Annotated in this window: 1 protein-coding gene; it reads right to left on the reverse strand. The window is 56.4% G+C overall.

Annotated elements, in window-relative coordinates; translation table 11 throughout:
• Window positions 1–124: 124 nt before the first annotated feature.
• Window positions 125–1,084 (reverse strand): hypothetical protein (locus tag Q0239_RS07105; RefSeq protein WP_298600442.1); only part of this gene is annotated, 960 nt, incomplete at its 5' end.

The following is a 1,084-nucleotide window of genomic DNA, read 5'->3' on the forward strand; positions in this document are numbered from 1 at the left end:
CGCGGTGTCGCTGCAGGCTGCGCATAGACAGGCTTGGGAGCCTTTGGCTTTTTCGCTAAAAGACTGGCTCCTGCGCCAATGACGCTGGCAATAACGGGAACAAATGGAACTGCAGCTGCCATCGTCAACCTCCTTGATGTGCAAATGGACTGTTGCCGTAATTGATCTTGCCGCGCGCACGCGTGCGCGATCGGTCGCGCTCCGCCTGCCCTGCAGCGGCATCTTCCCAACCATCGAATTTGGTCAGGCCCAGCACGAGATATTGGTTGGCATCGTGCACATGGCTGAAATCGTTTTTCAGCGGTTCGTCGGACCAGCGCCCGCCACCTGTTGAAAACTGCACCCGCACGGTCACATAGCCGCGATTATAGCCTTCGCGTAGCACACGGCAGCGGTCGGAAATTACATAGGCGGGCTGATCGTCCAGCGCGCCTTTCAGCACATCGCGCACCGATTCCAGCCTCGGGCCTACGCGGTTGCCCTTGACCGGCGCCGGTTTCATTTTCAGCTTCACCCCGATAGCAGTTTCGTTGAAGCCTTCGCAGAAGCGGTAAATCCATGCGCGATCTTCGCGGTTTTTGTCGCTGTCACCATACCAACAGGCCGGATCAGCCCAATTCACGCTACCAATCTTGCATCCTGCAAAATTTTCGTTCCAATAGCGCCCGACCGTTTGGCCAAATTCCTTGGCTCCAAGCCCCTGCAACTGGTTGTCCTTGCCGGGTTGGAACACGACGCATTCGTCGATTATGCGGATTTGACCATTCAGCCCCTTCTGGCCGAAAAGGGCGGCAGGGGTATTGCCGCCATCCAAGCCGATATGCACCGGCAGCCGCTTGTCGACATGCAGGCCGACAACGCAATGGCGATCGTCATTATATTGCGAATAAACCGGATTGCCGTCGCGCACCGCGCCAAATTTATTATGGATGAATCGGCGCTTGTCGGCATCGGACATGCCGATCTGGATGCGCTCATAATAGCCTTTGGGCAGGTTGGAGATATTCTCCGCATTGGGCGCAAGCCCACCTGGTTGGATATGGAACGATACACGGAAATTGTCGCCGAAATTAGCCTGATAGGC

The organism is uncultured Sphingorhabdus sp., from assembly GCF_937872355.1.
Classification (GTDB): Bacteria; Pseudomonadota; Alphaproteobacteria; order Sphingomonadales; family Sphingomonadaceae; genus Sphingorhabdus_B.